This is a genomic window from Alkalibacterium sp. m-11, assembly GCF_054658155.1.
On record NZ_BAAGIR010000020.1, the window covers coordinates 1 to 25893 of the forward strand.

Genomic DNA, 25893 nt, shown 5'->3' on the forward strand with positions numbered 1-25893 from the left:
CGCCTTTTCTCTCTTTCTTTCTGTCAGATTTGTATACGTTTCCTTATTTTACCTTTGCTGGAGACATTTGACAAGAAAAAAAGCAATGTGATCCAGCAGTGTATTCACGTCTGCTGGATCACATTGCTTTTTTCGCCTCTTTTTTATCGGTATAGAATGCTTTTCTACACTTCATGGAGAAAAAAGAAAACTTAGTTTTCATAGGAAATCCTGGTGTAGGAAAAACGCATCTCGTTATCGCCTTAGGTATTGAGGCTTGTCATCAAGGATACCGCACGCTCTTTATTAGTTGTCATGAATTACTTTTACGTCTACGCTCTGCATTTGAGAAAGGGACAGTCGATCGTATCCTTAGAAGATACGCTCGGTATGACCTTTTAATCATTGATGAAATAGGGTATCTGCCGATTCAGAAGGTTGAAGCCAACCTCTTCTTTCAGCTCTTAACGATGCGATACGAACAGAAACCTACATTAATTACAACGAATATCATCTTGTCTCGGTAGTGCGAGCTATTTCAAAACACTGAAATAGCTGCTGCCATTCTTGATCGCCTCGTTCATCATGTAAAAGTCTTCAAGATTACCGGTAAATCTTATCGTATGAAAGGCAAAACATAAATAAAGAGCTAAACTAGACTGTCCAAAACTTACATTTTTATTCTGTCACAAAACTACAATTTTATACTGCCCTTGACACAGGGTTGACACCTTACAAAAGGTCTATTGTATTAGTACAAAGAGTGAATTGTTTTATTTGGGATTTTTGTACTATCCTGATTCATACATTTCTCTGATATTATATTACTCTCAGCTGTCTCTGTATACTGCACATAAGCTATAATGACACCCCAATAAACCCATTGCCATTCTATAATTATATTTGATGCAGACGATAGAGATGAGAATATGAAACTCACTACATAGGCAAATAAATATAATGAAGCAGTTTTTACAAAAGGATTCTTACTGTATTTATGAGATACATATAATTGTCTGAGAATATAAATATACATGATGATATATAATATAAATGTAATTAACCCGTACCCTGTCAAAATATCCATAAACCAATTGTGAATATTCGGTGCATCTACTTCAAGTACAGGATAATGTGTTAACCAATGCTCGACATTACCAGCACCTACTCCGAGACCAAAATGTTTTATAACATAAATAAATCCATTTATTATCATATTTATTCTATAGAGATTCGATCCTCCGTGGCTGATAAAAGCTTGCAGCTCGCCATATATGGCTTGACGAACAGACGAAAAAGCAAAAAAGACAATAATTCCTACTGAACTTAGTGTTAAAGTAGCATAAACTAAGTAAGTGATTACCCTTCGATTTAATACTTTTAAACAAACAATTGTAAGTATAAATACAATGAAAGCTAATTGATTACCTCTAGAACCTGTTCGATATAATAAGAGTATGGTTGCTAAAATTGAAAATATGCTTGTGAGTTTAAGCCAATTACTTTTGGAAAGCTTAAAGAATATACAAGAGAAAGGTATAATGGCAAAAATGACTGTAGAATAGTCATTAATATTGGCAAAAGTCGAATAAGGTAATCTTCTTCTCCAGCTAGATGCAAACTGAGCTGCTCGATTGCTACTTAACCTTGCCCACATATAATGATTGGTCGCAATTTCATAAATTCCAATAAGTTGGTGCAACACTATCATTAAGAAAACTATCAGAAACAACCGTTTAATGTCACTCTCGGTTTTAGCAAATGAACTTATAATGAAGATTGAGAACACTCCACAACCTACGAAGAATATACCGTTTACCCACCTCGAAATATCGCTAACCCATAATATCGAGATGACAGCTGAAAATAGCCAAAATAGATATATAAAACGGTACTGAAGTCTTTGCCTTTGAAACGTACTTTCAAGTATAGAATGATTTTGGAACATTAGAAGTGTCCCTAACCCAAATATAGTGAATAACATAATCCGGTACATTGAAACCTTCGCAATACCTATATCAATTGCTAAAATATGTGCACCTAAAAAAACGGATGCTACTAGCAAGTAAGTTAATTTTTTCATACGACACCTCAGTCAACATATCGTTATATCTCAACGATTTTCACCCTAACATTAGGATACAATTTCAAGTCTTTTCTTTGGGAATGATACCAATCTTTAGTCGTTTCATTTCTCTTAACTAAAAACACAAATTCATTGTACTGTTCACTAATAGGTAACTCTGAAATTTGTTTTGCAATTTTTACATTTTTTGAATCGTATTCTACTATTTTATCCTTTAAAGTCTGATCTAAATCATTTTCCGACAATACCACCAGAGAATCAAAGTCGCTGTTTAGAATATCAAATGCAACTTTATCAATTGAAGCCCCGCTATCTTCTTTCATATAAATTTCGTCGCTTGCCCATCCATAGGTAAATCCGTAATGAATTTTATTGCTTAGCAAGACTTTTAATACAGCTAAAAATATCCCAATACCAAATCCAATGACTATGCTCATAATTGCTTGAATTATAACATTTCGCATAGATATTTGACCAACAGTCAAAGATAAGTCATCCTCTTCAATGAAAGCTGGGTATGAAAGTATATAGACATCTTTATTACTAAAAAACTCTACTTCATTGTCTCCTAACCACTCTGTGTAAGCATCAGCTACTGCTAGATTTTCTTCATCTGATCCTATGTTAACAGTGATCTCCATTAAATTGCTTGAAGTATTTCTTTCGATGTTAATGGGGTCCTCAGGAGTATATATTGTATCATTTTCTTCAGCAAATTCTTCTAAAACTGTTACGATATCTACTTGTGTCATATTTTCAATTTCACGGATAACTTCTTCTTGAGTCAACATAATTTCAAGAAGATAAGAATTGGTGAAAGCACCTTGTAATTCTTGCTCTAAATAAATATCAAACCTTGCAGGAGTAGTAATTACTTCATCTTCATTACCTTCTTCTGTACTCTGAAAATCAGATTCCATAATAAACAATACTGCTACAGACAAAACTGAAATGATGACTGTGATTAATGTGATTAACCATTTTTCTTTTTTTATTAAATCCCATAATTCTAAGATAAATGTTTTAATGTCCATTATTTACTCCTCTATTATTTTTTCGCAAATTTGATTAAATCTTTTAATTCTTTATTAAAAGCTAAGGATACCAAAACAATATATACAAAGTAAATTAAAAATCCTAATAGTATATTAAATGATGTTGCAGTAATATAAAACACAATTAAATGACTTGCTAATAAAAGTAGTTCTTTATTAGAACTTTTTAAGTAACTATATTCTACCCTAGTCGCATAGATAAACCAAAAAATGTAACAAAAAGTAGTGGCAAATGCTATAGCTAATAAATTTTGAGTGATCAGATAGACTAGTCCAACTAGAGCAAATGAGGATGCAGCAAAGATGAGACTGTCTTTAAAATATTTCATTTCGCTTCGTCGAGATCTATATAGATTGGCAATCAATATTTTAGATACCATAATATAAGGAATCGCTATAAATGTCACTGATAATAATGATAAAGAGTCTATATAGTCAGTCAGAAAGAATTCTATTATTCCTTTAAATACAAAGAAACCTAGTCCTCCAAACACACCTAAAAAAATAGAAATACGCTTTGTCAAGCGTAACATATCTCTATCTTCTTTTTTGGAAATTATATTATAAAAGACCATTCCGACAGCATTAACTATGAGTAAAATTACATTTAAAATTGAACTTTGAAAGGAATACTGAGCGAACTCTTCAATGCTAAAACCAAAATTAACCACCAAACTCCCAACATTTCCAACAAAAGTTAGAGACATGTTAGCAATTAAGATGAAAAAGCCTACTTTAAATATTGAAAATTTATTTTTGAAATTCCAAGTTGAACTAAATCCATATTCTTTATAAAATACGTACTCATAATATAACAACACAAGAAGGAAACTCAAGACGCTCATGAATATGTAGACGAGATAGTTTTCAGATCTTAATACAAATATTCCAAACAAGAGGAAGCCTACATAAAATATACTTTTATAAATATTTCCATTCGCAAACACTTTGAAATTCCCGACTGCTTGGGAAAAGTTTTGATGATAGGTTTTTATAGTAATAAACAGTGTTGAACAGGCAAAAAATGCAATAATATAATCTTGCATGATCAGTCCATATATAATCATTGGTAAAAAGATTATAATCTGAAACACCCTGATAAAATTATGCTCAGAATGCACTTCTTCCCTATTAACTTTGTCCGCATCTACCCCTCCATATTTAATGTATATTCCATCATTAAATCCTAGATTAAACAAATAAACAAAGCTTAAATAGAGGGTATATTCTTTGTAGTGACCATAAGCAGCCACAGATAACACCGCAGGCAATATAAATCCTACGATAAAACTACTTCCAAAATTAGCTATATTAGCTATAGTCACTCTTAAAATATTTTTAAACAATATTATAATCTCCCTTAGATTAAAACGGTAATTAATTCTACTATCTAAATCGATTGATATTATACTTTGCTAAGCTGGCTACGTAATAACTATATTGATTTTTACTAAAAATTCTGCCCAGTTTGTTACCAGGATTGAACGGAAATTCAAGTAGTTCCGGCCATTTTTTTTCAATAATCTCTTTATGAAAAGAACGACTAGTTCGCTCCTCTCTAGAAATACTTATCCATAATTTAATTAGATAACGGCAATTAAAGATATAAAATGGATTTGAAAATACGTCATAATTATTAGCATTTTTAGGCAGCCAACGTCCAAATCTATACTCCCAGAAAAATAAATCAAATTTAGACACATTATAATCATTTTCAGCATCTTTTATCCACTTTTTTATATGCTTTTTGTTATTCTTAGAATAATTATGTGTTTTAGTGTTTAAATAAAATAATGTCGCCAATTTTTCTGAATAATTTTTCCCAAAGTTACTTTTCACAATTGGAATTATATCACCTGCTAAGAAGTGCCTATGTGATAGAGAGGATTCGGATAATGAAAATCCATTTTCGAGAATTCTTTCATTCTGCTGATGATCTAAAATTTTTGTCAGTTTACTTAAAGCGGTCTTTTCAATTGGGATACGTTCAATAGCATGGTGTTCTAAATTTAATTTTTCTGACATTTGTTTTGGTACTACTAAGTCCCAGTTCTCTTCATCGCCTTTATCATAAAAAGTATATAACGGTATATCAGACATATGGTCTTTCATTAAGGCTAGCAACAATCTACTATCTAAACCCGATGTGATAGGTAAGGAAAATTTGTACTCTTTCACAAATCTTTCAGTTAGATTGTCCATTACATTTATTGTTTCATCTAGAACAAAATCAAAACTTTTTTCAGACTGCTTTTCATTTGGATAATATCTAAACATCTCCATTTTATTTACATTTAATAAATGGTTTGGAATCAATGTCTTAACATTATTGTACATCGTTATATTATAAGGAAGAGGGTGTTGCTCTTCCGCCTTACTTTTTATTTCTAGAGATTCTTCAGACAAAAGTGTATTAGTCAATTTTCCAATTAAATGAGTAGTAGACGAAATATATAAATCTTGTTCATCGGAATAGAAGTTTACCGGAATGGTACACGTTGCGTCTGGTAGGATCTGCGTAGAATTTTCATAACTCCTAATTATTATATATCTTCCTACTAAATAATCACTGTATTCAATTACTTCGGAGAGAGTATTCATTTCAGACATTTCTTTACAAATATCGATTAAATCTAAGTCTACATTTTTACAATGTACTGCATGACCTAATATAATAATTTTTGAATCACCGTTAAAGAAATGTGAGACTTGCAAATCATTGTAATGTAGATAAATGTCATTCGTCTTTAAAATATTCTTAAAACTATTATTTTTTTTTTTAGACATTAAATATAGCTTATCCATTTAGTTTCTCCTTTTATCCATGTCATTTACTCTTTCTCCAGGCTCTTAATCATATATCTTTTTACTTCCTTATTTAAAAATTTATTATATAGGCTTGCGGATGTATCATTTGTAAACTTTCCTTCAATCAGTCTTTTTTCAATAGTACTACTTTCTATATTAACAGGTCTAAAACTTTTTATGCTCTCTACCCATTGCTTTTTATCCTGTATGGAAAGGTAGTTTACTAACCCTAAACCTAAATCACATTCTTTAGTTATAGTATCTGATAGTAAGGAAGTAGTAGAAGCAGCTTGAGCTTCTATTACTACTGTTGGTAGTCCTTCATTCAATGATGGTAATACAAATATATCCATCATTTCAAAAAGATTCGGTATATCATCTCTATAACCTAAAAAAATAACATTTTTTTCAAGTTTTAAATCTTTAACACGTTGTTCAATTTCGTTTTTTAACAATCCTTCTCCGGCAAAAAACCATACAAAATCTATATTTGACTCTTTCAAATCTTTTATTATTTCTACCATAAATTTATGATTTTTTAATTCTCTAAACCTTGCAATGCTACCTATAACTAAACGGTTATCATCAATACCTAAAATGTCTTTTTTTAGTTGCTTACTATCTCTTTTATAACTGAACTCTTCATAATTAATGCTATTAGGTATATGAACAATGTCGTTTTTCAAAGCTTCTTTTTCCCCAAAGATATTAATTGAAGCTTTTATACCACATGATAGTTTCTCTTTTGAAAGCGAGCGATTGACCCATTTTTTTAATTTCTCTTGTAAGAAATTGTTTTTTAATTGAGGAGCAGCAGTATGTGCATGAATAACGAACCGGTGTAGTTTATTCTTTTTAGCTATAAGGTAAAAAGGAATGGCTTTTATTCCATAAACATGAGAATGAATTAAAGTGTCTTCTGGCAACTTATTCATTATACTGTTTACTTCATTGTAAAAAAATTTTGATCCTTTTTCTTTAGGATTAGTTATTTTATAAACTTTTCCACCTGTCTCTTCAATCAATCGTTCGAAATCAGAGCTAGTATCATCAAATGTGATGACGTCAAATGGTACATCTTGATCTGCAAAAGCTTGAGCTTTATTAGCTATAAAAGCAGAAATTCCTCCGCCATATCCACTCATTATATGCAGTACCCGAGGACATTTATGTGTATGTCTCACTAGTCATCTTCCTTATATCAAATATTTTTGTAAATAGATTTAATTTCTCTAGAAATATTATTCCAGTCAAATTTTTTGTATGCCTTCAAAGCATTATGGGATAGTTCATCATATTCCTTCATTATTTTCACTACTTTAGCAGCAATACCACTAACATCTGTAGGGTTAACCCCATATCCGACATGACCTTCTTTAAACTGTCTATAAAAGCCTTGGTCTTTAGTGTAAATAATGGGTAGTCCTTGACTCATAGCCTCAGGGTAAACTAATCCAAAAGTCTCCTGATATGAAGGTAATATAAATATATCATTATCCCTATAAAGATCTATAAGATTCTCCATCGGAACGAATTCATGTAAGTTTATCTTTATTGCGTAGTCCTTTTGAAGTTCTTTAGCGTACTCTTTATCACGAAACTTTCCAACAAGTGTGAGTGTGACATCCATGTCAAATTCATTTTTCAAATGCTCTGCTACTTTAATAGTAGTCAATTGATTCTTACGCTTTTGTACTTCTCCTACAGATATTAAGTTAATCTTGCTATCTGTATTTAAACTTTTTTGATTCCCTTCATTAGTAAACCAAAATTCATCAATTCCGTTTGGAATGATGGATGAGTTTTTTAAAATATACTCTTTTAAGCGAGTATTGTTAATATATTTTTCTAGTAGTTCTAACCTTTGAGTTTCCGAAAGAAATATAATGTGTTTAGCATTCTCCAATATCTTTCTGCCTCTGCGCCTAAGATTTAATCTTAATTTAAAAAATCCATCTAAATCCGTATACCCTCTAACTGTGACTACGTATGGAACATTATATTTTAATTTTAATTGATACGCAATATTCCCATCAGTAAATAGTGTATGTGCATGGGTCATGTGATAATCTTTAGGGTTTAGAGTCTGAAGTAATTGATGAAGTATTTTCCTTTGCTTCCACATAAAAAAGTATCGATCAATATGCTTAAATGCAACCGGATTATATACATTATATTTGGAGTCAAATTTAATTTCTTCATTTTTTTCGAACTTCATTGGCATAAAAACTGTATTAGTGATATCTTTTGATTCCAGTTTTTCCAGTAAACTTTCATGTAATTTAGATGTTAAATAATTAGAATTAATATGAAGAACCTTCACTAAATCATTCCTTTCGAACTAAACTCTTCTTAATACTGCATTCATCACATAAAAACCAAAATAATATAAAGCTTTATGCAAAGGTAGATTTTCTAAGTTTCTATAGGTATTCCATGTTCTTTTTAATGCTTGTATTCTATTACTAGATAATGAGGATGGTACACTTCTATATTGATTTAAAACGTCATCAAGTAGGTAAGCATATTCGTGACTCCTTAATATTTTTAGCCACGTCGCAGTGTCCTGTCCTTTACGTACAAGAGGCATTTTAAATTCACCAATAATACGTTTATCTATCATAACTGTACTGCATGCAATGGCAGTGTTTTTTAAGAGCCCGGTATAATTTAGTTTTTTAGGCAATTGTACATCAGCTTTTTTTAAGGACCCATCTTCGTTTATCAAATCAAATTTAGTATAAGTAAACCCCAGAGTGTTTTTTGTCATAAATTTTACTTGTTTTTCTAATTTTGAATTATACCATTTATCATCACTATCTATAAAAGCAATAAAAGCTCCTTGTGCCTTTTCTAAACCCGTATTTCTCGCTACAGCAGCTCCACTGTTTCTTTCTAATTTCACATACTTAACGCGATTATCTTTCAGAGCAAAGTTATTTATAATTTTTGCACTAGCATCAGTAGAGCAATCATCAACTAAGATATATTCAAAATTTTTATACGTTTGTGCTAATACTGAGCTTATTGTTTCACCTAAATATTTTTCAGCATTATAGACAGGAGTTATGATTGAAACTAAGTTCTTAGTCATTTTAATTCTTCTCTCTTTATATTAATTCTAAATTATTTTAGTATCTTGATATCATCAGGAAGAGGTTCTGTCTTTAAATTCACTAGTTCTTCTTCGTCTACCCCTTGTGAAGAAACTTTATCAAATAAAATTTTAATTGTTTGAAGCATTATTTTAACATCAAAAAGCAATGAATACTTTTGTATATATAATAAATCAAAATTGAGTTTACTGTTAAAATCACTTGCATACTTACCGTATACCTGAGCAAAACCAGTAATTCCTGCTCGAATATTGTGTCTGAGATCATAATACTTGTTTTCATTGACGAATTGTTCTACGAAAAATGGACGTTCCGGTCTTGGCCCAACTAAAGACATGTCACCCTTTAGTACGTTAAAGAGTTGAGGCAGTTCGTCTATTCTTAAAGACCTTAAATACTTACCTACCATCGTCACACGTGTGTCATTTGCTGATGCTAAGACTGGACCAGAATCTCTTTCTGCTGTTGTACTCATTGTTCGGAATTTCAAAATATTAAACTCTCTTTGATTTTTAGTTATTCTAACTTGTTTATATAGTATAGGACCTTTTGAAGTAAGTTTAATTATGATCGATGTAATAATCATAATAGGTGATGTTACAATAATCATCGCTAAAGAAATCAAGAAATCTATTATACGCTTGATCAAGTCTTCTTCAGGTGAAATTTTGAATTCGTTTATTTCAATAATACTTTCATCTTCAATATTCATAATATTTGGATTTATTAATACTAAATTCTCAAAAGAAGTAGATAGAAATAGTTGCTTATTGTTCCTAATTACAAGCTCATAAATTTCTGTTCGAACCTTCTCATCTATATGCTTGGCTATATAAATAATATCAACATGATTAATCGAAGATTGAACATTTTCAAAATAATTATCTAAAGCAACAGCAGTAACCTTATGTCGATTATTTTTAGCTTGATTTATATTAAATATAGCTCTTTTACAGCTTATTTCATCACCAATCACCAGCACATTCTTAGTTCCATCAACTTTAAGATACAATTGAAACACTATCAATCTCCATATAGTCAATAAAACGCTACTTATGATAAAGCTTATTAATATAATAGTTCTCGGAAAAGTAAACAATCTACCGAAGAAAGTCATAGCCATTATTAAAATGCTCATGAAGAACTGTACTATAATGGTCAAGTAGACGAAATCAGTTCTTTGTTTATTATACATCACATAATTTCCAAACATTATATTTAAAAATATAAATGCGAGAAATATAAAAGGTCGTGCACTTTCATACGCAATGTAGTTAAACTGAGGGATGTTCCAATCATAACGTACTAAAAAGGATAGTACGAAAGACAAATGAAATAACACCACATCAGTAATTACTATAAATAGCTTTTTTGTATTATTAAACCCGCTCGATTTTTTCATGAGGGGACCTCCTAGCATTTTTTATATCAGTATCTTTCTTTCCATTCATATATATTAAAATGAAAAGAAGTAAGAACCAGAAACTTGGACCTAAATAACTGCCTCTACTGATATTAAGCATTAAAAACAATGTTCCCAGTATAACTGAATTTTTAAAGATCCATACATTGAGAATAATAAATGGAATTAATCCGAATAAACCTAAATCAGATAGCATGTAGGCAAAGTTATTAGTAATGACTGGTGTATGATTGATGCCATTCCCTATCCACCATTTGTCTCTCTCGACATACATCCAACTTTGAACTAATCGAATATAAGCTGATCCATCTGTGCCAGAAATAATATTAATAGTTCTTTGGATGAATGTTTCATATATATAGTCTCTAAAAATGAACAGCACAACTGAAATAGTCAGTATAGATATAAGCAGATACACCTTGTTTAAGTTTCCTATATTATTATTTTTGAGTAAAAATATAGATAAAATTATGAATAACGTAATGACCATACTATAGCTAAATGTTAAAAAAACTCCTAAACATAATATGATAATAATAGGAACATTTTTCAAAGTTACTTTGAAAAATGATAAATTAGCAGTTAGTACAATTAATAAATAGTGCCCTAAGTGAGCTGGTTCAGAAAAGATACTTCTCATTCTAATAAAGTCAGAATTCCCACTGAAATAATAGCTTCTATAATCATCTCGAGTAAAACTCCAAAAAAAACGATATGGGTACTCATGGTTATTGTATATTGAAAAGACTATATATAGACCAACCGTAATCACTAATATAGCTAATATATTGTTTATAATTAAAAATCTTTCTTCAAAGCTATTTCTTTTTATATAATTGTAGAAAAATGTCACTACAAAAAGATAAAAAATTAGCTTAATACTAGCTTGTAGTGTTGTACGATAAAAATAAGGCTCTATATTTAAAAAATCTCGTAAAAAAGCATGAAAAACTATTAATCCTATTATTAAAGAAATAGTTTGAATCTGGCACTTACTTAATCTCAATTGACCAACAACAAAAAGAATCGGTAGGATTGCCATGATAATAAATTCTGCAAAAGAGAAATAATATAAAGACCAATCGGCTAATACAAAAGCTAACCCTAATAATACTAAAACAATCGTTCCATATTTATGCTGTTTTTCCTCATGGTAATTTACCCATTGTTTAACCATATGAATTATATTCATGGTATTCCTTTCCTCTCATTAATCCCTTTTACATAAAGTCTTTTAATGCTTTAACAATCATTGCACTAGCCGTACCATCACCGTATGGATTTAATGCCTCGGCCATTCTAATATATTCTTTTTTATCAGTCAACAAATTGGACACATGAACATAGACTGAATCCGTTTCAGTGCCGATTAGTTTAAGTGTACCGGCTTCTAAACCTTCAGGACGCTCTGTTTTGTTTCTAAGGACTAAAACTGGCTTGTTTAAGGTCGGAGCTTCTTCTTGTAAGCCTCCTGAATCAGTTAATACTAAATACGCTTGATCAATTACTTTATGAAAAACATCCACTTCGAGGGGTTCTACTAAATGAATTCTATCATTATTACCTAGAACTTCATTGGCTAGAGCTTGTACCTTTGGACTTAGATGTACCGGCATAAGTATCTCTACATTTGAATTTTTTTCAGTTATGTCGACTACAGCTTTAAACACATTTTTCATAGGTGTGCCATAATTTTCTCTTCGATGCATAGTAAGGACTATCCATTTTTGATCCGATTTATGTTTCATTAAATCTAGAACTCTGTGTTCAACTCGAGTGTTTTTTATATAATGTACTGCATCAATAACAGTATTTCCTGTTACCACAATTCTTGACTGTTTTTTGTTTTCCAATAATAAATTTTGTTCTGTAGCTTTCGTTGGCACAAAGTATAAGTCAGCTAAATTATCAATTAACTGTCTATTTCCTTCTTCTGGAAATGGATTATCGTGATCATAGGTTCGAAGACCTGCTTCAACGTGTCCCACCGGTATACGCTGATAATAGGCAGCTAAGGCAGCTGAAAAACTCGTTGTAGTATCCCCATGAACAAGTACCATATCGGGCTGTTCTTTTTTAAAAATACCTTCTATCCCTTTTAGAACATCGGTGGTAATATCCGATAGGCTTTGGTTTTTCTTCATTATATTTAAATCATAATCAGGAGTGATATAAAATACCTTAAGAACTTGATCCAACATTTCTCTATGTTGGGCCGTTACTATAACTACTGGCTCGAAGAAGTCCTTATGTTTATTCAATTCTAGAATGACGGGGGCCATTTTAATTGCTTCTGGTCGAGTCCCAAAAACGACCGCAACTTTCTTCCTCATTTCTTTATTCTCCCATTCTGTTATTCTTTACACTCTATTTTAATCAGGCATCATTCTACCATAAAAAGACCCTTTACCGTTAGGAGTTCTTAAAATTGTTATCTTCCGGTAAAGGTGTCATCACTTCTTATTTATACGGTGGTTTACTTTAGACAAGATTAAATACACTTTATCTATCAGTGTAATACTTTCTAAACCTCTTAACTTTCTCTTATTCTCAGGAAGTACAGGACTTTCTTTCAAACCGTTGTATATAGAAAGTAACTGTCGTTTGATGAATGTTTTCTGCAAGGGATTCATTTTTTTACTTTCATACTCTATTTCTAATGCTTTAAACACTTTTAAATAAGAGTCAAAAGATTTTAATTTATGTGTGTCGGTATTTTCTGTCATAGTTGAAGCCAAACGGTAGCGTCTGTGGTATAAAGCTTCATTTAAATAGGACATACTTTCAACAGAGACAAAGAGGCGTGTCGTAAAGTACTCATCTTCATGTAAGACCCCTTCTAAGAAAAACAAGTTGTGTTGATCAATGACTTCCTTTTTTACTAAGTATAAGCAAGGTGAAGCAGAGTAACTCTTTCTGTTCTTTTCTAAGAGCTCTTCTCCAGTATAGACGGCTTTGTCTTTTAAGACGTGAGAAAAATCATAATTCCCTTCTTCTTTTGGAGCCGATCCGCCTTCGTAAAAGGCTGCTCCGTTAAAACGAACCAAATCCAACTTTTCTGCCTCTGCTTGCTTAACGAGTCTTTCAATGGCATTCGGTTCAATCCAGTCATCGGAGTCTACAAAATAAATGTACTCGCCTTTAGCAAGCTTTATACCTTGATTACGCCTTGCTCCCTGCCCTTGATTCGTATCGTTTTCGATAATTTGAATGTGACTTTCATATTGTCTCATTAAATAACGTGTTGCATCAGTTGAGGCATCATCCAAAACAATGATTTCTATATTTTTATAACTTTGGTTCAGTAAGGAGTCGATGCATTCTTCTATATAACGTTCGACATTATAGGCTGGAACAATAATGCTGACTAATGGCTGATTCATTTAAAAGTTCCTTTCCTTAACTCTGTCCTCTAGCTTGTTTCACTTCGGTAAGCAGTCGTTTCATTTCCCCAGTCATTAGTAGTCCTACTAGCCATACGACTACGAATAAGCTACCTTTAATTAGAAGGTTGATGAAAATAGAGAAGTTCAGTTCTGGCAAGAAGTAAAAGACAATAGCTTGCATAACTGCCATGATGAATGGTTTTTTCAATACACTTAAGAATTCAAATAAAGTTGATTTAAACATGATTTTCATCAGCAAAATGTTAGCTTGTATAAAGTTTAAACTGAAGGCTAGGACTAAAAACAGAGCGACGTATTCGATTTGTCCAAGCATGACACCAATAACAATTCCTATGACATTGAAGACTGTTGAAAGAATACCGGACAGTAATAAAAGATCCGTTCTGTTGCCTGACTGGAAAATCCCGCCTGTACTGGACAAAATCATTTGAATCCAGACGGATAAAGCTAAAATCTGGAATACTGGCACACTATTCCCCCACTGTGTCCCAAATAGGAAAAACAAAACATCCTGTGCGGAGAAAAATAAGAAAATCGATAAAGGTAGTCCAATCGTAGCGAGTAGGTTGGAAATTCTTAAATAGACCCGTTTAATTCGTTCTTTCTCATCCTCGTAATCGGATAAAATCGGATGAATCACTGATGTCACTAAACTGGTTAATATTTGGTTCGGATAAAGAGACACTTGGTAGGCACTGTCATAATAAGCCAATGCACTAGCCGAGAAGTATCTTCCGATTAATAAACTATCTAAGTTTCTAGAAAAATAATTAATAAAATTAAATAAGAACTGGTTGCGTGAAAAGGCGAATATTTTTTTGAGCGGCGCCCAACTAAACTTCCATCCTATTTTAACATGTGTTTGACTATAAAATACGATGAATAACGTGAAAGCTTTGGCTGTATTTCCTATAATAATGGCATAATAGCTGTAGCCTAACAGCGCCAAAATAATCGATACGATGCCTGAAACAATCGCACCTGATACCGTCGTTAAGTTAACGAGTTTAAACTTTTTCTCCCGAAGGAGTATCGACTGCGGCACGACTAGTATACCGTAAAAGAAGACGGCAATAGCGAGAATCATACTGATTGGGATAAATACTGGGTTGCCGTAGAATAAACTCATGGGGTAACCTAAGAAAACAAAGAGTATGCTCAGGCCAATCGCTACGTATAGGCTGAAAGAAAATATAGAATTCACTTCTTTGTTACTTAAATCTTTGTTCTGAATAATAGCTGGTCCTATTCCAAAGTCAGCTAATAACTGAAAAAAGACTAGGAATATGTTAACGGCTGAGACAATTCCGTACTCATTAGGAGCCAGCAACCGTCTTAAAAAGGCTTGTACAAGGAGCTGCACGATGACAATGGAGTATTTTCCCATTGCCGTGTACATGATACCTCTTTTAAATTGATCGAACATAGTGCAAAAACTCCTGTCTGTGCGCGTTAATTATGATTTGTTAGTAATTAGTTTCTAAAAAACGATTTGATTTTAGTAAAAGGCTTTGTATACTTGGCCGCAGCCAGATTCCTGGTTTTCATCAGGAAGAGTGCATTTCGGTGGTGTCCCGTCTTCATTTCGTAAAGCAAAGCATATCTGAACGGATTCTTCTCGTCTTTCTTTCCGGGAACGATTTTGTTCTTGCCTATATCGTTCCACAATTCAGTCAGCCGGTCCACTTTCTCTTCAGTTGTAAACGGACAGTCCGGATGAACAAGGTTAGCAGTTTCAAGATAAATGACATTGAAATACTCTTCCGCAATCAGATCCTTAAACTCTTCCGCTTCTTCCCATTCTATAATGAGTGACTCGAAAGATTTTGCAATGTTCAGCTCAAGATCGAACCGGTCTTCTCGGTAGCGGTTCACTGCGGATCCCTGATGAGTGACATAATGATAGTAGGCCCGGCGATTAATGGTCACAGATTCAAGATGCTTGTAGACTTCAATGTTGAAGAGCGCGTCCTGTCCCATTCGCTGATTAGTGAACTTAATATTATTCTTTGTTAGAAATTCCTTACGGTACAGCTTATTCCATAAAGCATACGGCGAGAAATGATAGAAGTTCCTGAAATGCTTACGGAAATCTTTCTGCGTATCCATCTGCGGCAGTCTCGGCAGTCTGACTTCACGTGTGTCGAGTCTGCCTGCTTTTTCCTGAGTGTAGCCGAAGACGATAATGTCTGTTTCACGTTGTTTGACGAGCGCCAGATTATCTGCAAGCAGTCGGTCACTGAAATAATCGTCTGGATCAGCGAAGTAGATGAACTTCCCGCTGGCCTGCTTCATCCCTGCATTTCGTGCCGGACCAGATCCCTGGTTCTCTTGATTGATGACGGTGATCAGGAGCGGCTCTTTTTCTGCATAGGCTTCACAGATCTCTTTGGATCCGTCTGTCGATCCGTCGTTCACCAGAATGATTTCACCGATGACTTTTTTTTGGGCTAAAGCCGATTCAATCGCGCGAGGCAAATGCTCTGCTACATTGTACACCGGCATAATAATGGAAACATCGAACATAAGATGGCGCCCTTTCATAAGGTAGTTTTGAATACAAGGTTGCTAGTGCTCTGATTAAAGCAATCTTGAGATATTATACCATAAGGATCAAGCTTTCACATATTTTTCATTAACTCTTAATAATCTTTTAGCTTTTGACTTATTATGTTGGTTCAGGGTGATTTGGCTTGCCAAATGTTCATTTTAATCTTTTTGGGTTTGCTTTTTTGATGAATGGAGTTCACGGGTTTTCTGAGTGATGAACTGCATTCTGGACGGAGTAGAATGCAGTTCAGACTTTACTATGCGCGCTGAACTGCATCGGATACGAATCGAGTTTAGTTCAGCTCCTTTTTTGGAGCATGAACTGAATTCTGTATAGGCTAAAATACAGTTCAGACTTTAATTGTCCACTGAACTGCAGCTTAAAGATTCTCATGGGGTGTAATCTGGCAGGGCCAGATTTTCATCTTAAGGTTTTAGTCTATTGCTGCGTACCAAGTCTAGTTTAGGGCTGAATTTTCTGCTCAACTGCATTTTCGATGATGGAGAATGAAGTTCAGTTCTAACTTTCAGCACTGAACTCTCGTCATTTCTAAGTGAATGTAGTTCAGTGTCGAATTTGGATGCTAAACTACATTATGCAGGCGATAGGATGGAGTTTAGAAGACAGGTGACGTCTGAACTTCACTTGTTCTATTTAAATGGTGAATAATCTGGCGTGGCCAGATTTTCATTATTCAGAATTGCTGAAATCAAGTGCGTTCTGGTCGTGGGGTATGGTACAATAGACACGAGTAAACAAAGAGGTAAACTTTACTAAACTTAACTATTCAATTAAAAGGAGCGAATAACTATGGCAATTCTAGTTACGGGCGGTGCCGGGTATATTGGCAGTCACACGGTGATCGAACTGATCAATGAAGGATATGAGGTGGTCGTTGTAGACGATTATTCCAATTCTAAACCGGCAGTTATTGACCGCATCGAGGAGATTTCAGGAACACGCCCTGTCTTCCACGAAGTCAACATTACAAATAAAGGTGCGCTGAAAGAAGTCTTTGAAGCTCATGACTTGGAAGCGGTCATTCATTTCGCAGGCTACAAGGCGGTAGGTGAATCCGTTGCTCAGCCGCTTAAGTATTACGACAACAACTTGAATGGCACGATCGTATTAATGCAGCTGATGAATGAATACAATGTCAAAAAGATGGTCTTCTCATCAAGCGCAACTGTATACGGCATGACAAATAAGGCTCCATTTACAGAGGATATGCCATTGTCTACGACAAATCCTTACGGTACAACCAAGATGTTCATCGAGCAGTTTATTCAGGATCAGTACGTAGCTGACGAAGACTGGAGCGCTGCCCTGCTTCGCTACTTCAATCCGATCGGTGCACATCCTTCCGGTAAAATCGGTGAGGACCCTAATGACATTCCAAATAACCTGATGCCTTATATCACCCAGGTCGCTGTCGGGAAACGCGAGAAATTGTCAGTATTCGGATCTGACTACGATACGCATGACGGGACTGGTGTCCGTGATTACATCCACGTCATCGACTTGGCGAAAGGCCATATTCGAGCGCTTGAAAAAGTCCTTCAGACCACTGGCGTCGATGCCTACAATTTGGGTACAGGAAAAGGCTATTCCGTTCTGGACGTCGTCAATGCCTTTGAAAAAGCCAACAATGTTGAAATTCCATATGAACTGGTCGACCGTCGTCCTGGGGATATCGGTACGAGTTACGCTGACGTTTCGAAAGCTAAGGAAACCCTCGGCTGGGAAGCCTCATTCGGCATCGAAGACATGTGCCGCGATTCCTGGAACTGGCAGAAGACGAATCCGAACGGGTATATGGATTAATATATAATGAAAAGAACCGCCTGATACGGCTCTCCCTTCTTACGTAGTGAGAAAGAACGTGAGCAGTATCAGGCGGTTTTTATTTGTAGTTCGATCATGGATCAACGCCAGTTTTCACGGCTTGGAACCTATTCTTTCATTCAGTAGATAGTATCCCAATCCAGTAATAATCGGCACGATGAGCGCCAGAATTAAAGTGATTGCTGTTGGTAGATTAGTCAACTGATCGTGAATCAGCCAGAAGTAAAACATCTGCACAAGAAAGATGTGGTAGGATGCCCGGCCAGTCAAAATGAACAGACGGGATAATATGAAATCACCATTAACGTTTAACCCCTTCATCCCCAGCATCACCAGAAGCAGCACGTAAAAGTAGGACGGTGCATGCTGACTATGCCAGTACTCTTCGATGATCATTTCCCAGTTAAAATAATGCACGGCTGTGATGTAGATGAAACTAAAGAACGCAGGTCCGATCAACCATTTAAGTTTGATTTTATCTTTAAGAAGGCCAAGCCATACCCCTAATGTCAGTGAAAAGATATGCCTGATGATTAGAAGTCTATAGAGACCTCCGGTGATATCTAGCTGGTAAGCAGCTAATTCTACCACGAGGCTGATGAAGAACAGTGCAATCATCCATTTTGTCGGATGAACACGCATCACACTATAAATGATAGGAACTAGGAGTGACGCCTGCAAGATCATTGGAATAAAGTAGCTACCCGGCCCATACCCCCCTTTTACAAAAGAAAATAATAGATCCAGCGATGGATCCCGGTCAAAGTAAGTGAGCTGGACAATGATTTGTAAAAGCCAGATAAATCCGAACGGTAGCAGCAGACGTTTAACTTTATTCATTATATAGTCTAGTGTCATAATGTCTTTCAGTGTGCTGTAGCCTTTTCTTATAAATGACTGAGCTGAGTTGTATCCAAACAGAATAATGAACACTGGGACGGTCTGCCAGATATAGTAAGGCGCGAGTATAGTATAGAGTGTGCTGTCAGGTAGGGCGTGGATCAGGATGACCGATACGATCGCAAGAGCCTTCAACACATCGATGGCGTTATTTCTTGTTGTCATAATGCATTTCTCTCCTTCATAGAAAAGTATACTCAGTAGGTTAGAAATAGCAATTTTATTGCCTCAATTCGTAAAGGCCAGACAGCTCTATTAATTGGAGAGAACTTATTGCCGGCTAGTAGGTTAGGATTACTAAATAGACTTTTTTTGCATCTTCGTTCTTAAACACCACAGGGAAACTATCACGGATTTCATTGTGCAGATAATTCTGCTTGATATAGGCACTGTAGCAGTTAATCTGATTCGTAGACTAAGTGCTAACAAAAAAGAGAAGGCCATCGCCTTCTCTCACTAAATTTTTCAGTTCAACTATGTTTTAATGTTTATCACTTTCAAGCAGTCGATCTAATCCTATCTTCTTTAGAAAAATAACGAATTTACTTTTCTCGTTTTTAGATACAACAACACCTTCCTGCATTTGCATGAAGGTCGCATTAACGGATCCACCAGCTAGAATGGCCAGCGAAAGTTTCTGAAGTAACGCCAGAAGCACCATAAAACTTCCTGTAAGAGTAAAGAAAGTTGAGTCTTCCGGCAACTGATTAACAAAGAGCCGGTAACTGATTATTGCAATCAGTAACGCAGCTGTAGAAAACAGCGCGCCGGGTATGACATTCCTGAATCTTTGAACGACATTTGGTACAAAGTAGTATAGGAAGCAGAACGTGAGAAAAGCGAGCGGTACAAATACTGTCCACCTTCCGGCAGTTGTTCCGGTCGATTGTTGGATAAAGAATACGACAAAAGCGATCCAAACCGCGAAGGCCGTCGTCAGAAAGAAAGCCAGGACTCTCAATACGACAATGTTGTGTCTGTTCTTAACACCATAAGCCCGGTTCAGCCCCATCAGTGTCGAAGCCATGGTCCAGCTTACTGTCCAGATGGTCGAAACTGTCGCAACTAAAAGAACTCCGACATTTGAGCTGTCATAAATCTGAATCATGTCCTTAACAATCTGTTCCGCTAATGGCTGGGGGGCTATACGATAGACGAACCAGGCAAGACCCGTCAGTTCCAGCTGCAGCTGTTGAAGCCAGTTGATAATGCCTACGATGAGAGGAAAAGTAGTAAGCAGGACGTAGTATGTGACAAAGGCAGAGTGCTGCCAAATTTCGCCTTCCCTTACCCGGTTCGTGATGTTTTTGGCCCAGTCCCTTTTAGGTAGGCGGTCTAATAAATTTTCGAGACGCATGTAACATATTCCCTTCTGTGCTCGTTGCTTGCTATGTAAGGTTGTGATTTCACTTTATTACATGAACAGTTCTATTTAATCAGTGAATGAACGTCCTCGACAAGCTTACCAGAATATAACCTCTTATGCCATATACAATGTCAGCTCAGGTGTGTATTCCCAAGCTTAGAGGTTATTCTTTTAAAAGAGCTGTACAATTTGTTATTCTCAGACTAGTTAAAAAAACTTCTAAATTTTGCTCAATGACTCATTGCTAAATACAACAAATCTAGTACGATTACATATTAAGGAGACTGCTTCCGTACATGCTTTATAAGCATTCTTAATAAGTGATTGTTAAAGTCGAGTTCAGGGCAGATTTATGTGCTGAACTCGACTATTATGCTTATAGAATTGAGTTTAACATTAGAGCAGACTGCTGAACTGGAGTCAATTATAGACCAGTAGAGTTTAGCTCCGTAAGAGTTTATTAAACTTCACTTTTTTCAGAAATAGTGAAGTTCAGAAGCCCAGTTCTATTCAAACTCTATTATGTTGATACCTTTAATGGTGTTTGAGTAATAAACACTACTCATTAGACTCACACTCCAGCCGGTCCAACGCATTCTGAAGAAAGCTGTCCATCCGCTCGATCATCAGTGCTTCTGTGAGATCTGTCCTTTCATAAGCCAGCCATCCCCCGTAAACTTCAGACTTATCTTCCACAAAGACATTGCTCAGCATTTCGAGGTCCCAGTATGGTGGATACGCCAGATCTGGATCTTTTTTTCTGTATGCCTTTAGAAAGTCATCCGCCGCATCCTGACCGTACAGCATAGCCAGATTCCACCGGCAGTGACCGATATCGACTTGTCTCGGTCCCATGCAGGCGTTCGGCCAGTCTACGACCGCGGATACTTTGTTGTTTGTGAACAGCACATTAGTTGGATGAAAATCTCTATGAATAAAGGTAGACACCGTTTCAGGAGCTGGTGTCTCTGAGAGATAACTCATCATAGTCTGCCAGTTTTCAGGACTTGCTGACCACTTAGCCTGTACAGGAATAGTCGGGTCGAAATAACGGAAATAGCTGGACGAACAAATGATATGTGTCGCCTGATTGATAAGGTATAGAGCTTCTGCCAGTTCACCTATCCAGTCTTCGGTGTAATTTCTATTTAAAATAACCTCCCCTTCTACTTTTGACATAAGCAGACTTGGCCACGTCGTTTGTTCTGCGGTAGGATCGGTCGCAATGAGAACCGGCATCGTTACAGTCAGTTTTTCGGCATGAGTTAAATTTTCCGCTTCCTTAAATGCGATGTCCGGTTCCATTTCCAGCCACTTTTCATCAGTATATTCTCTCAGCACCATTTCCATTACGCCATCACTCACTTTGACTTTTAAAAGGGTCAGATCGGACGACATGCCTCCCATAAGCGGCTCGTATTCTAATAATTCTCCGTCGATAGACGCTTCAATCCACTGTATTGTCTGTTCACTGATCTGATGCATCGCTTATCCTCCGTATCGGATGTTTTATTTAATAAGGAACGCCATTCTGTAGAATGGCGACCATTATTGCTCTTTTAAAGATCATTATTCACAACGAATTGTTATTTGAACCATCTGGTCGAGTCATTTTGAGGTGCTGAATGGGTCATAAACTGATTTATGGTACATTCGTCTTCGTTATTAACAGGCGAATGTACCATACCTAAATATATTGTTCATTCCGCAAGAATATATTCTGTCGAATGGTGCAAATCCTGAGATATGGTCCATTCCCGTTCTAAAAACCTACGAAAAAGAGCACATGCCTGCCTCTTTCGGACACATCGTCCTCTAGTCGCAGCGCATGTGCTCCTTATTTATCATCTGTCGCACGGCTCCACACTCGTTCGTTGTCTCCGACAGGCAATCAGGAATCAGTAGCCTGTCTGCCAGTCATATTCCATGTGTTTAGCTGTATGAGCAGCGGTTTCTTTACCATAGAGCACGGCTACTACGTGCAAAGCCATTTCGATTCCGGCTGAAATACCGGCTGAGGTGATCAGGTGGCCTTCGTCCACAAATTTGACTTCACGTTTGACATCGACAGATGGGTACGCCTTTTCCATACGGTCCAGTGCTGTCCAGTGAGTCGTTGCCCGCTTTCCTTCAAGCAGTCCAGCCTCAGCCAGGATGAATGAACCGGTACAGACCGACGTCATCTTCTCGACGACCTCATCCTGATTTCTGACCCAGTCGACCACTACTTCATTCTTTCTTTCAACTTCCCTGGCTCCGTATCCACCGGGGACCACCAGCACGTCCAGTTCAGGATGATTGTTGAAGTGATAATCCGGTTCGACTTTCAGGCCGTTTCTGGCACGGATCATGTCTCCAGTTTCGGAAATTGTTACCACTTTGAACCCTTTGACTGCCTGCTCGTCTTCTGTAACAGAAAAGACTTCATCTAGTTTCACCACCAAGGAAACTCGGTACTTTAGTGCCGAGAGGAATTGGTGGGTTTGTGAAACTCAATTCTTTAGATTTTTTTCACTATAGAAGTCCTTTCTGTTAACTTTTCACTATTAATTATGATATAATGTATTTAGTGAAAGGAGGTTTTGGGATATGGATATTACACTTACTGCTAAACAACAAATCTTTCCGGATGAAAAACAAGTTCAAACCTTTAAAGATACGATGAATACGTATACCAGAGCTTTGAATTTTGTTTCCGAATGGATTTTTAACCACAACTTTAACTTGAAGCAATTTAGTATTCACAAAGAAATCTATCATACAGTTCGTGAGACGTTTAGTCTAAAATCCCAACTTACGCAAAATGCGATTCGTGATGTTATTGCACGCTACAAGGCAGTCGAAACGCAACTCAAAAGTAAGGGTGGTCAATTAGAGCACTTGTGGTACCCATTGAATTTTAAGACGCCTCAGCTTACTTTGACTCGCGACCGTGATTATAGTTTCTTGAAAACAGGTCAAGTCTCCATCAATACAAACAATAAGCGTGAAAAAGTTGATATTACTTTTAAAAATCGTGAACATTTTCTTGAAGGACATAAATTGGGAGAAGCGAAACTAATCACCAAGAACGGCAGATGGTTCCTTTATATTTCTGCCACCAAAGAATACCCTGAGTTCCAAAAAGAAAAGGTTCAGCATGTCGTCGGCATCGACAGAGGCTTGCGCTTCTTGGCAACTACTTTCGACGAAAAAGGAAACAGTCATTTTATAAATGGAAAAGAAATATTAGCCAAGCGTCGCCACTTCAAGAAGCTTCGACAGTCATTGCAGAAAAAGAACACCAAATCCGCTAAACGAAGAATTCGAAAAATAGGTCAACGAGAGAACCGTTGGATGACCGATGTGAATCATCGATTATCGAAGGCACTCGTTGATTACTATGGACCGAACACCCTTTTCGTTTTAGAAGATTTAACCGATGTTCGATTTGCGACGGAAAAACACCACAAGGACAGTCGATATGAAGCAGTCAGTTGGGCTTTCTATCAGTTTGAGCAACACTTAGCTTACAAGTCCCGAATGAATCAATCGGAAGTCTTGAAAGTGGATGCCCACTATACGAGCCAGCGCTGTCCAAAATGCGGGACTATAGACAAGGAAAATCGCTTGAGCAGGGAACATGCTTTCTTTTGTAAAAATTGTGCCTATAAATCAAACGATGACCGAGTAGCTGCCATAAATATTCAGCAATTAGGAACAGAGTGGATATCCGGAACCAAACGTCCCTGCTATACGAAAGTCGAAATAAATTAAGGTACACATGATATATTCTGTGTATTGCCGTAGAAGTCAATCTGCGGGTAAAGGGTAGTCCTTTACGAGAAGTAACCTAAAATAGGAGCTTGGAATCAAGCGTTTTGTACTATTGCGCTTAGAGTTACAAGCCCGGTACTTTAGTGCCGGGTCATTGACAAGGTCCGGCAAAATCCAGGACTTCCACATCATCAAACAGTAATATCCCTACAGTATATGGGCTCATTTCACTCATCCTTCAGTATAAAGGCTTTAAGAAGCAGGCACACTCCAGATACGATACTGATTATACCGGCAATTCCAAGAAATTCCTGTTTTGTCGGCATACGGTATTCCACACTGAAATCCACTTCGTGTTCACCTTTTTGATAATGAAACCTTTTTGTCGCCATGCTGATCACCTCCTCTTAAGTGGGAGTTTATTCGCCTTGCTGCTTAGTTAATATCCGAGGCCCTTCTTTGGTGATGGCAATCGTATGTTCATATTGACAGCTCAATCCACCATCTTGAGTACGTGCAGTCCAGCCATTATCGTCCATTTTGGAGCGCCATGTGCCTGTATTTACCATCGGTTCGATCGTGATGACCAGCCCTTCTTTCAGACGCGACCCTTTCCCAGCTTCACCGTAATGTGGAACACTTGGTTTTTCGTGAAGAGTCGGTCCAATTCCATGTCCGATAAATTCACGAACGACAGAAAAGCCTTCCGCTTCAACGTAGGTCTGGATCGCATGACCGATGTCACCAATGCGATTCCCCAACTGAGCCGCTTCAATGCCTTTATAAAGAGCCTCTTTCGTGACATCCATCAGTTTCTGAATCTCATCAGTGGGTTCACCCACGCTGTAACTCCAGCATGAATCTGCTAGCGCACCATTTAGATTGATTACCATATCCACTTTGATCAAGTCACCTTGGTTCAGCTTTTCATTTCTGGGGAATCCGTGACAAATTTCATCATTTACACTGACACATGTTGCATATTCATAACCCTGATAGCCTTTCTGCTCAGGGGTCGCACCATGCTGCTTCATCAATTTTTCAACGTATTCTTCAATATCCATACCAGTAATGCCCGGTTTGATAAAATCGCGCAATGATTCGTGGATAGCTGCAAGAACATCCCCTGCTTTATCCATTGCTTCTATTTCTCTAGGTGATTTCAAGGTAATCACGACCACATTCTCCTATTCTTAACTATTATCTCTATTAGTATAGCGAAAAACCGCTTCTGACAAAACCTTTTTCTCTAAATCAGTGCGCAGCTTGATTACTCTATATTGTCATACGTCATAATTGATAAAAGAAAAAGCCCGCTGGTCGGCAGGCTTACAGAACTATCAAGCGTGAAAGCCCACGGTTTTAATCGTGGGATGAGAGCGTACATTGAGATAAGTGCCTGCTTGGTTTGTCTTCTTTTTATTTTAAAATTAAGTATACATTTCTCTAGCCTTTCCGTTGACGGAGTGATATAAGTGAACTACCCACCACTTAAATCCTCCGGATTTTGAAGTGGGGGCTTCCTACGAACTCCATTCTTGTCTGCACAGGTTTCATGCAGACAGAGGAATCGGATATGGGTAGGCTCAAAAGGCAGTCCC

At 36.3% G+C, this 25893-nt stretch carries 21 protein-coding genes and 1 pseudogene; 3 read left to right on the top strand and 19 right to left on the bottom strand.

Annotated elements, in window-relative coordinates:
- Positions 1 to 170: 170 nt before the first annotated feature.
- Positions 171 to 620: pseudogene (locus ACYQ2O_RS03850) on the top strand (ATP-binding protein); the annotation flags it as partial.
- Positions 621 to 730: 110 nt separating this feature from the next.
- Here the strand turns inward: ACYQ2O_RS03850 and ACYQ2O_RS03855 are convergent.
- From ACYQ2O_RS03855 to ACYQ2O_RS03915, 13 genes are all read right to left on the bottom strand, one after another.
- A complete protein-coding gene (locus ACYQ2O_RS03855; protein WP_346024597.1) occupies positions 731 to 2062 on the bottom strand; it encodes an O-antigen ligase family protein in 1332 nt (443 codons plus the stop codon).
- Between the two features lie 23 nt (positions 2063 to 2085).
- Positions 2086 to 3099 (bottom strand): YveK family protein, encoded by a 1014-nt coding sequence (locus ACYQ2O_RS03860; RefSeq protein WP_346024596.1) that lies wholly within the window; start codon positions 3097 to 3099, stop codon positions 2086 to 2088.
- A 14-nt stretch (positions 3100 to 3113) separates the two neighbouring features.
- Positions 3114 to 4466: an MATE family efflux transporter gene (locus ACYQ2O_RS03865; protein ID WP_346024595.1), complete on the bottom strand. Its 1353-nt coding sequence runs from the start codon at positions 4464 to 4466 to the stop codon at positions 3114 to 3116.
- 40 nt (positions 4467 to 4506) lie between these two features.
- Positions 4507 to 5925 carry an asparagine synthetase B family protein gene (locus ACYQ2O_RS03870; RefSeq protein WP_346024594.1) on the bottom strand — a complete coding sequence of 473 codons (1419 nt, stop codon included), beginning with the start codon at positions 5923 to 5925 and terminating at the stop codon, positions 4507 to 4509.
- Positions 5926 to 5951: 26 nt separating this feature from the next.
- The gene (locus ACYQ2O_RS03875) at positions 5952 to 7112 is read right to left on the bottom strand and encodes a glycosyltransferase (protein WP_346024593.1); all 1161 of its coding nucleotides are present in this window, start codon (positions 7110 to 7112) and stop codon (positions 5952 to 5954) included.
- Between the two features lie 17 nt (positions 7113 to 7129).
- Positions 7130 to 8251, bottom strand: coding sequence for a glycosyltransferase family 4 protein (locus ACYQ2O_RS03880; protein WP_346024592.1), 1122 nt, complete (start codon positions 8249 to 8251; stop codon positions 7130 to 7132).
- 18 nt (positions 8252 to 8269) lie between these two features.
- Complete coding sequence (locus tag ACYQ2O_RS03885) at positions 8270 to 9022, bottom strand: glycosyltransferase family 2 protein (protein ID WP_346024591.1); 753 nt, start codon at positions 9020 to 9022, stop codon at positions 8270 to 8272.
- 32 nt (positions 9023 to 9054) lie between these two features.
- Positions 9055 to 10446 (bottom strand): sugar transferase, encoded by a 1392-nt coding sequence (locus ACYQ2O_RS03890; RefSeq protein ID WP_346024590.1) that lies wholly within the window; start codon positions 10444 to 10446, stop codon positions 9055 to 9057.
- The gene (locus tag ACYQ2O_RS03895) at positions 10424 to 11659 is read right to left on the bottom strand and encodes a hypothetical protein (RefSeq protein WP_459796030.1); all 1236 of its coding nucleotides are present in this window, start codon (positions 11657 to 11659) and stop codon (positions 10424 to 10426) included. The genes ACYQ2O_RS03890 and ACYQ2O_RS03895 overlap by 23 nt, the downstream gene beginning before the upstream one ends.
- Before the next feature lie 28 nt (positions 11660 to 11687).
- The gene (wecB, locus tag ACYQ2O_RS03900; protein WP_346024588.1) at positions 11688 to 12800 is read right to left on the bottom strand and encodes a non-hydrolyzing UDP-N-acetylglucosamine 2-epimerase; all 1113 of its coding nucleotides are present in this window, start codon (positions 12798 to 12800) and stop codon (positions 11688 to 11690) included.
- 120 nt (positions 12801 to 12920) lie between these two features.
- Entirely contained in the window at positions 12921 to 13850 is a 930-nt protein-coding gene (locus tag ACYQ2O_RS03905) for a glycosyltransferase family 2 protein (protein WP_346024587.1), read from the bottom strand.
- A gap of 16 nt (positions 13851 to 13866) precedes the next feature.
- Positions 13867 to 15300, bottom strand: a complete 1434-nt coding sequence (locus ACYQ2O_RS03910; RefSeq protein WP_346024586.1) for a lipopolysaccharide biosynthesis protein — start codon at positions 15298 to 15300, stop codon at positions 13867 to 13869.
- A gap of 47 nt (positions 15301 to 15347) precedes the next feature.
- The gene (locus ACYQ2O_RS03915) at positions 15348 to 16400 is read right to left on the bottom strand and encodes a glycosyltransferase family 2 protein (protein WP_459796032.1); all 1053 of its coding nucleotides are present in this window, start codon (positions 16398 to 16400) and stop codon (positions 15348 to 15350) included.
- Positions 16401 to 17235: 835 nt separating this feature from the next.
- Here ACYQ2O_RS03915 and galE point away from each other — a divergent pair.
- Positions 17236 to 18249 carry a UDP-glucose 4-epimerase GalE gene (gene galE / locus ACYQ2O_RS03920; protein ID WP_459796034.1) on the top strand — a complete coding sequence of 338 codons (1014 nt, stop codon included), beginning with the start codon at positions 17236 to 17238 and terminating at the stop codon, positions 18247 to 18249.
- Positions 18250 to 18363: 114 nt separating this feature from the next.
- Here the strand turns inward: galE and ACYQ2O_RS03925 are convergent, their stop codons facing one another.
- From ACYQ2O_RS03925 to ACYQ2O_RS03940, 4 genes are all read right to left on the bottom strand, one after another.
- Positions 18364 to 19335 carry an acyltransferase gene (locus ACYQ2O_RS03925; protein ID WP_346024268.1) on the bottom strand — a complete coding sequence of 324 codons (972 nt, stop codon included), beginning with the start codon at positions 19333 to 19335 and terminating at the stop codon, positions 18364 to 18366.
- Between the two features lie 316 nt (positions 19336 to 19651).
- On the bottom strand, positions 19652 to 20527 hold the full coding sequence (locus tag ACYQ2O_RS03930) for a YihY/virulence factor BrkB family protein (protein WP_346024269.1): 876 nt from the start codon (positions 20525 to 20527) through the stop codon (positions 19652 to 19654).
- Positions 20528 to 21094: 567 nt separating this feature from the next.
- A complete protein-coding gene (locus tag ACYQ2O_RS03935) occupies positions 21095 to 22021 on the bottom strand; it encodes an aminoglycoside phosphotransferase family protein (RefSeq protein ID WP_346024270.1) in 927 nt (308 codons plus the stop codon).
- 413 nt (positions 22022 to 22434) lie between these two features.
- Positions 22435 to 22977, bottom strand: a complete 543-nt coding sequence (locus ACYQ2O_RS03940) for a DJ-1/PfpI family protein (protein WP_459796037.1) — start codon at positions 22975 to 22977, stop codon at positions 22435 to 22437.
- A gap of 148 nt (positions 22978 to 23125) precedes the next feature.
- Here ACYQ2O_RS03940 and ACYQ2O_RS03945 point away from each other — a divergent pair, with 148 nt between their 5' ends.
- A complete protein-coding gene (locus tag ACYQ2O_RS03945; protein ID WP_346024272.1) occupies positions 23126 to 24292 on the top strand; it encodes an RNA-guided endonuclease InsQ/TnpB family protein in 1167 nt (388 codons plus the stop codon).
- Positions 24293 to 24519: 227 nt separating this feature from the next.
- Here the strand turns inward: ACYQ2O_RS03945 and ACYQ2O_RS03950 are convergent, their stop codons facing one another.
- Together ACYQ2O_RS03950 and map are read right to left on the bottom strand one after the other, a co-directional pair.
- Complete coding sequence (locus tag ACYQ2O_RS03950) at positions 24520 to 24684, bottom strand: hypothetical protein (RefSeq protein WP_346024273.1); 165 nt, start codon at positions 24682 to 24684, stop codon at positions 24520 to 24522.
- Positions 24685 to 24711: 27 nt separating this feature from the next.
- Positions 24712 to 25467, bottom strand: a complete 756-nt coding sequence (gene map, locus ACYQ2O_RS03955) for a type I methionyl aminopeptidase (protein WP_346024274.1) — start codon at positions 25465 to 25467, stop codon at positions 24712 to 24714.
- Positions 25468 to 25893: the final 426 nt, after the last annotated feature.

What these genes read in the sequence shown, in the direction of transcription:
- ACYQ2O_RS03890 (WP_346024590.1), bottom strand. Translation starts at nt 10,446, where the DNA reads ATGAAAAAATCGAGCGGGTTTAATAATACAAAAAAGCTATTTATAGTA.
- galE (WP_459796034.1), top strand. Translation starts at nt 17,236, where the DNA reads ATGGCAATTCTAGTTACGGGCGGTGCCGGGTATATTGGCAGTCACACG.
- wecB (WP_346024588.1), bottom strand. Translation starts at nt 12,800, where the DNA reads ATGAGGAAGAAAGTTGCGGTCGTTTTTGGGACTCGACCAGAAGCAATT.
- ACYQ2O_RS03925 (WP_346024268.1), bottom strand. Translation starts at nt 19,335, where the DNA reads ATGACAACAAGAAATAACGCCATCGATGTGTTGAAGGCTCTTGCGATC.
- ACYQ2O_RS03935 (WP_346024270.1), bottom strand. Translation starts at nt 22,021, where the DNA reads ATGCATCAGATCAGTGAACAGACAATACAGTGGATTGAAGCGTCTATC.
- ACYQ2O_RS03855 (WP_346024597.1), bottom strand. Translation starts at nt 2,062, where the DNA reads ATGAAAAAATTAACTTACTTGCTAGTAGCATCCGTTTTTTTAGGTGCA.
- ACYQ2O_RS03870 (WP_346024594.1), bottom strand. Translation starts at nt 5,925, where the DNA reads ATGGATAAGCTATATTTAATGTCTAAAAAAAAAAATAATAGTTTTAAG.
- ACYQ2O_RS03950 (WP_346024273.1), bottom strand. Translation starts at nt 24,684, where the DNA reads ATGGCGACAAAAAGGTTTCATTATCAAAAAGGTGAACACGAAGTGGAT.
- ACYQ2O_RS03945 (WP_346024272.1), top strand. Translation starts at nt 23,126, where the DNA reads ATGGATATTACACTTACTGCTAAACAACAAATCTTTCCGGATGAAAAA.
- ACYQ2O_RS03860 (WP_346024596.1), bottom strand. Translation starts at nt 3,099, where the DNA reads ATGGACATTAAAACATTTATCTTAGAATTATGGGATTTAATAAAAAAA.
- ACYQ2O_RS03905 (WP_346024587.1), bottom strand. Translation starts at nt 13,850, where the DNA reads ATGAATCAGCCATTAGTCAGCATTATTGTTCCAGCCTATAATGTCGAA.
- ACYQ2O_RS03930 (WP_346024269.1), bottom strand. Translation starts at nt 20,527, where the DNA reads ATGCGTCTCGAAAATTTATTAGACCGCCTACCTAAAAGGGACTGGGCC.
- ACYQ2O_RS03910 (WP_346024586.1), bottom strand. Translation starts at nt 15,300, where the DNA reads ATGTTCGATCAATTTAAAAGAGGTATCATGTACACGGCAATGGGAAAA.
- ACYQ2O_RS03895 (WP_459796030.1), bottom strand. Translation starts at nt 11,659, where the DNA reads ATGAATATAATTCATATGGTTAAACAATGGGTAAATTACCATGAGGAA.
- ACYQ2O_RS03915 (WP_459796032.1), bottom strand. Translation starts at nt 16,400, where the DNA reads ATGTTCGATGTTTCCATTATTATGCCGGTGTACAATGTAGCAGAGCAT.
- ACYQ2O_RS03885 (WP_346024591.1), bottom strand. Translation starts at nt 9,022, where the DNA reads ATGACTAAGAACTTAGTTTCAATCATAACTCCTGTCTATAATGCTGAA.